Origin of the sequence: Bartonella sp. AA83SXKL, from assembly GCF_042196965.1 — a bacterium.
Lineage (GTDB): Bacteria > Pseudomonadota > Alphaproteobacteria > Rhizobiales > Rhizobiaceae > Bartonella.
Genome location: NZ_JBHIRG010000131.1, coordinates 1 through 885, shown reverse-complemented (window position 1 = coordinate 885; position 885 = coordinate 1). Strand labels below are relative to the sequence as shown.

Annotated in this window: 1 protein-coding gene; it reads right to left on the bottom strand. The window is 38.1% G+C overall.

Features of this window, described 5'->3' with window-relative positions:
• Positions 1-885, bottom strand: an 885-nt coding sequence (locus tag ACFINO_RS10115; protein WP_375655689.1) for an ABC-F family ATP-binding cassette domain-containing protein, incomplete at both ends; no start/stop codon positions are given.

Here is an 885-nt window from a genome sequence, read left to right as displayed (position 1 = left end):
ACGGCTATCAATGTCAAGGTGATTGGTTGGTTCATCAAGAATAAGAAGATGGGGCCCTTCAAAAACAGTAAGTCCCATAAGCAAGCGAACTTTTTCACCTCCTGAAAGCTCTTTGGCTTTTGTCATCATTTTTTCCGTTGATATTCCCATACGAGCGACTGCTGCGCGTATTTTAGCGTCTGCTTTTCCTGGCATGAGATGACGCATGTGATCTATTGCATTTTCTTCCGGTTTCAGATCATCAAGTTGATGTTGAGAAAAAAAAGCAATTTTCAGATGTGGAGCAAGAGTGATTGTTCCTTTTTCCGCTTTCAGACGGCCAGCGAGCAATTTAGCAAGAGTTGATTTTCCGTTTCCGTTTGAGCCCAAGAGAGTGATACGGTCATCATTATCAATTCTTAAATTTAATTCTTTTAAAATTGGTTTTCCTGTTTCATAACCAACACTTACGTTTGATAATGCAATAATAGGAGAAGCTACAGGCTTTTCTACTTTTGGAAAGATAAAAGGCTGAACATGCTGAATTTTCCACGTTGTAAGGGGCTTAAGCTTTTCGAGAGCTTTGAGGCGCGATTGCGCTTGTCGCGCTTTACTTGCTTTAGCACGAAAACGAACAATAAAATCTTCCATATGTTTTTGTTGCACTTCTTGTTTTTCAATTTGTTTTTGTTGTACTTTAACAACTTCAGCTTTTTGTTGTTCAAAGTGATCATAATTACCACGCCAAAAAGTAAGTTGGTTATTTTCGAGATGCATGATAGAATTAACTGTATTATTTAAAAAATCGCGATCATGACTGATTATGATTACTGTATGGGGGTATTGACGCACATACTCAGTGAGCCAGAGAGTTCCTTCAATATCGAGATAATTTGTTGGTTCATC